This window comes from Parafrankia soli (assembly GCF_001854695.1).
GTDB classification, from domain to species: domain Bacteria; phylum Actinomycetota; class Actinomycetes; order Frankiales; family Frankiaceae; genus Parafrankia; species Parafrankia soli.
Genome location: NZ_MAXA01000067.1, coordinates 1 through 5,270, shown reverse-complemented (window position 1 = coordinate 5,270; position 5,270 = coordinate 1). Strand labels below are relative to the sequence as shown.

Sequence of the window (5,270 nt, the reverse complement as noted above, 5' to 3'; positions counted from 1 at the left end):
CACGATCACCTCGGGTGGGAACCGGAACCCGGTGAACTCCGAGACCGGAACCGGCGGACGGGCAACACGTCGATGCACCATTCGATCATGACTGGCCTGGCGGCAGACCGCCAGACCTCGCCTACGCAACAGACCGGCGCGCCGCCCAGGTCAATCCCGCACCCCGACACACCAGCCCCACCTGGCGACAGTTCCTGCACACCCAAGCCCACGGCATCCTCGCGTGTGACTTCTTCACCATCAACCGTCCTGCTGAGCAAGCTGTACGTCCTGTTCTTCCTCGAGCTGGACTCCCGCCGGGCGCATTTCTCCGGTCACACGGCGTCACCTCCCGCTGTCTGCTGGGCGCACGAAAGATCCGGGTTAGAGCGGGTTACAGCACTTAAGTACCCGCATCAACGATTATGTTCTAATGTATTGCGCTATCTATATGAATGAAGGAGGCCCGCACTTCTCCTTGGGTCGCATTGACCTAGGATCACACTCCATGATCCTTTTATTTGCTCGGGCGGGTCTGGTTTCCCGAATGGTGGTGACGATGGTTGCCGGTATCCTCGCGGCGACTGTGGCGGTGGTGTCCGCGACTCCCGCCGGGGCCGTGGAGCCACTGTTCATCGGCTGGACGAGCCTACTGCCGCCGCTTCCCACCGCCTACGCGCCTCCCGACGCCGAGGAATGCGCCACCGGAGATCCGGCCTGCGTAGACGCGACCATCGTCCAGATGCAGACCCGCTACGACGATCTCGTGGCGAGCTGTGACCACAACGCGGTGTTCGCTTTGACCTATTTGCGTACGACGGAGGAATACCGGCGGGTAGCCGCGGAACCCGGGTTCTTCGACGACATCTCCTACGTCAACACCGAGGACGCCGTGTTCGCCGCCTACTACTTCCACGCCTACGACACCTGGCAGGCCGGRCAGAGCGCCGCGGTGCCACGCGCCTGGGAGATCGCGTTCGACGCGGCGAAGCAGCGCCGGCTCGCCGGGGCCGGCAACCTGCTGCTCGGCATGAACGCGCACGTCAACCGCGACCTCCCCCTGGTGCTGGCGTCGCTGGGTCTGGTCGCGGCGGACGGGGAGAGCCGCAAGCCCGACCACGACCAGATCAATGTCATGCTCAACCGGGTGGTCGACCCGCTGCTGTATGAGGCGGCGGATCGGCTCGACCCCTCGATCGACAACATCGCGACCCCGCTGGGCCTGTCATACACGGCGCTGATGCAAATCCTGGTCGTATGGCGCGAGTCCGCCTGGCGTAACGCCGAACGCCTGGTGAACGCCCCGACCGTCGAAGCCCGGGGACGGATCGTGAACGAGATCGAGGCGGCTGCCGCGACGACCGCCGTGACACTGCGGACCCTCTACACCCGTCCCGGTCTGCTTCCTCTTGGCCAGGACCGCGACGAGTACTGCGCCTCCCGTGGCTAGCGCCCGGGAAGGCTGCAGCGCGGGCGCGGGGTACTGTTCCGACCACAGCAGATTATGACGGGTCGGCCGGATGGCTGAGGTCGACGCCGGCCGTCAGGGGCGTTCGTGGCTGCCCGAGCAGCGGCGGGCGCCCGGCGGGGGAATCCGCTGTCGCGATGGAGGGGGGCCGTCGATGACATCAGTATCAGGTGATGCCCAGCACGTCGGCGCGGGGAGCCGGGCCGGCGAGCATGTCGGTGATGTTGAGGCCGCCGTGCTGCTCGATACGTTGAGCGAGGTGGTGTTCCGGACCGACGCGGAAGGCCGCTGGACGTATCTGAACCAGGCGTGGACGAGGCTGACCGGCTTCGAGATCGGCCCCAGTCTCGGTGCCCGGTTCCTGGACTACGTCCATCCCGACGAGTTGGAGTACACCGTCACCCTGTTCATGGGCGTGGTCGCCGGTGGCGCCAACCACTGCCATCACGAAACCCGGTACCGCACCAGTGACGGCAGCTACCGTCGCGTGCAGATCAGGGCGAACGTGCTCCGGGACGGAGACGGCGAGGTGATCGGTAACACCGGCACGATTCTGGATGTCACTGACTCCCGTCGTGGCAGCGAGACGATCGGTGAGCACGCCGCTCTGCTCGAGCTCGTCTCCTCGGACGCACCGGGCGGCGAGCTGCCCGTGGGGGTGGTCGTGTATGACGCTGATCTGCGGCTACAGCGAGGCTCACCGGTCGTTGATCGGCTGGCCGAAGCACCCCAGCGCATCGGTGACCCCCTCGCCCAGCTGATGGAACTGTTGGCGCCGGCCGCCCCGGGGCAACGCGCCCTGGGCGGTGAGTGGGGGCTGGTTGCGGTCGCGAAACGCACCAACCACGCCCAGGTCAGCGACCTCGACATCGCCGACCCCCGCCCCGGCCGGTCGCTGCGGGTGTCGGTGATCCCTTATCTGCGGGACGGGGAGGAGATGCTCGCGCTCGTCCTGGCCGACATAACCGACCTACGCCGCGCCGAACACCGTCAGGCAGGCCTCGCCCGGCTCGGCCACCGGGCCATCTCCAGCTCAGACACCGCCGCGCTGGTAAGCGAGGCCGCCGCGATGGTTGCCTCGACACTCAGCGTTGCCGGCTGCGAGCTGATCCACGTCGACCCGCGAGGCGGCGACGCAGTCGGCACGAGCCCGCTACTTGACCGAGTCCTGGCCGACGACCAGCCTGTAGTGATCGATAGCCCGGTCACCGAGCTGGCTCGTTCTCTGGCCGGATCCCCGCCAGACTCGCCGGATGTCGCCACCGTGCTCGCCACGCGTGTCGGCGGCGCAGGGTTACTGTTCGGTGTCCTCGCCGCCCACAGCACGACCCCACGTTGCTTTACCGACGACGAGGTCCAATTCGTCCAGGCGGTGGCCGATATCCTCACCGCAGCCCTCGAACGCGACCGCACCGACCACGAACTGCGCAGACTCTACCGGCGGGCGGAACACGGCAGAGCATGGCTGGCCGCAAGCGCGCACACCATCACCCAGGTCCTCGCCGCCGCCGAGCCTCGCGACGCCCTCGACCTGGTCGCAGCCACGGCGAGAACGATGGCGGGCACCGACATCGGGGTGGTTGCCGTGCCCGACGAGCACGGCAACCTGGTGATAACCACAGCCGACGTCGCTCCCGGCCTGCCGGCTGCGCCCGATTCCCTGCTCGGGCTGACCCTCGCACAGGGCGTGACCCCGGTGGCCGAGCAGCTCACGGCCGGTGGCACCGTCGTCCTCGACAGCCTCGACCTGCGTGGCAGCAGGATCTCCCCGGCGCCCGACATGCCTATCGCCACCGCACTGATCCTCCCGCTACGGATCACGCAGCGATCATCGGCCGTGCTCATCCTCGGAAACCACACGGACACAGCACACCYCCCCCTCCACGACATCGAGCTGATCGAGGCGTTCACCCACGACGCCGCGCTCGCAGTCGAACTCGTCCAGACCCAACACGACCGGGCCCGCCTCGCCGTCTACCAGGACCGCGACCGCATCGCCCGCGACCTCCACGACCAGGTCATCCAACGCCTCTTCGCGATCGGCCTACACCTACAATCCCTGACCCGGGCCGCCGGTGACATCGCCGCAGCCCGCCTCACCAGCACCATCAACGCCCTCGACCACACCATCGACGACATCCGCCACACCATCTTCGACCTACACCCCACACAACCAGGCCCATAAAACCCGACACAAACCCATCCGATCCAGGTACGCACCATTTGAGGTGGGACCCGTTCTTCGGACGGACACCAGGAATCTTCCAGCCCGGTAGCTCCCTGACCAGCACCGTTCAGTCGTCCTCTGCGATCGAGGATTTCGAGAGCGCCTGGGGCCGCTGCGGCGGACGGCGATGCTGCGGGACCCACAAGCTCAGTGCTAGCACGGATGACAGCGTGGCAACGCGCCTGCCAAGCTGGCCTGGAAGGCACATTTCTCGTAGTGGCCGCCGATAGACGATTCCGGCGAAGCAGGTTAGACGTCGGCGCAAAGGAACGCGGACCATGGGGCGGTTATGCCGGGCGCCGTCTCGCCGGGAGGCAGTCAGTTGACCGAGTTTATTGAGTACAGCGTGAGGGCCGACGACACCAGTGACAGCGGCCCAACCCTCAGCACGATAGGCGGCGAGCTGTATATAGGGTGGACCGGCGAGAACAATCACTTTGTGAACATCATGCCGATAGTCAGGCTTCCTGATGGCCAAATGTATTTCGACGGAGAACGGAAGGCGATACTGTCGAACCGTGCCGGCGGCGGCCCCGCGCTCTGTCCGTCCGAAGTCGCGGGCGAGGGCGCGCTTGTGTGGGCTGTCGACAATCCGCAGGGTGAGCTGAACGGTATAATCGGTGCCACGCTCAACGGAAACCTGAACGAGACCAGGGAACTGGTGTCGTTCGAGTGGACTGATCACAGCCCGGCAGCGGAGTTGTGGGTGAAGGAAGTGAATGTTGCCTGGACTGGCTCGAACAATCTTCAGATCAACTGCGCACCGCTGACCTGGGAGGACTCGGGCTGGACATTTTCAAGCGCACGGAAGTCAATATCGACGGAAACCACCCCGTACGAGCCGGCGCTGTCCTGGCGGCCCGCGCCGAACAGGATGTATGTCGGATGGACGGGCGAAGGCGACCACGAGCTTAACCTGATGTACTGCCAGGGCCTCGACTGGGGAACGCCCCAGCGCCGCACGGATTTCGACAGAGGGACGAAGCGAACGTTCGCCGAGTACAGCGACGGCGGTCCAGCTATTCGCGTTCAGGCTGCAACGATGATTTTCCTGTACAGAGGAAGCGGGAATGAGAACCTGAATCTCCTGCGCGTAGACCTGGATGACGGCTCCGTCATCGCCAAAAACATTTCCGGCCACCTTTCCTCCTACCGTCCTGCCATCACCGGGTTGGATGGCGTCAAGTACGTAGCCTGGACCGGATTGGATGACCATCTCTATGTCGGCCGTGTCGCGCGAGACATGGCCTAGCAAGATGATTAAATTTCTGGTGTAGGCCTGACTTTGATTGCCGGAAATGCACAGTGGCCCGATCGGGCTACGAGGCCCCGCGGACCGGCAAAGAAACGTCGCCGTTATTTTTAATTCTCGTCATTCGTGCCGGATTTATCTGATTCCGAATATTCGCCACGCATGTGCTTTGTGACTGCCGCCGGCACGGCGGTTCGGAGGGGTACAGTAGCGACGGCTACCGCCCTGGTCTTGAGGCCATCGCCGCCTTCGGAATCCGTCAAGCTGTTTGAGGCGAGTTGCTCGCAGATTTAGTTACCCGGCCTGGTCCGACTGGTCTGGCTCGTCACCGTCCTGCTGGGGTC

3 protein-coding genes and 1 pseudogene are annotated in these 5,270 nt (G+C 65.1%); 3 read left to right on the top strand and 1 reads right to left on the bottom strand.

What is annotated here, in order from left to right:
* Positions 1-78: pseudogene (locus BBK14_RS39760) on the bottom strand (IS6 family transposase); the annotation flags it as partial.
* Positions 79-538: 460 nt separating this feature from the next.
* On the opposite strand from BBK14_RS39760, the gene BBK14_RS07710 reads away from it, so the two are divergent.
* From BBK14_RS07710 to BBK14_RS07700, 3 genes are all read left to right on the top strand, one after another.
* Positions 539-1,429, top strand: a complete 891-nt coding sequence (locus tag BBK14_RS07710; RefSeq protein ID WP_071060548.1) for a DUF5995 family protein — start codon at positions 539-541, stop codon at positions 1,427-1,429.
* A gap of 172 nt (positions 1,430-1,601) precedes the next feature.
* Positions 1,602-3,632 carry a GAF domain-containing protein gene (locus BBK14_RS07705; RefSeq protein ID WP_071060546.1) on the top strand — a complete coding sequence of 677 codons (2,031 nt, stop codon included), beginning with the start codon at positions 1,602-1,604 and terminating at the stop codon, positions 3,630-3,632.
* Between the two features lie 364 nt (positions 3,633-3,996).
* Positions 3,997-4,926, top strand: a complete 930-nt coding sequence (locus tag BBK14_RS07700; protein ID WP_131802190.1) for a hypothetical protein — start codon at positions 3,997-3,999, stop codon at positions 4,924-4,926.
* Positions 4,927-5,270: the final 344 nt, after the last annotated feature.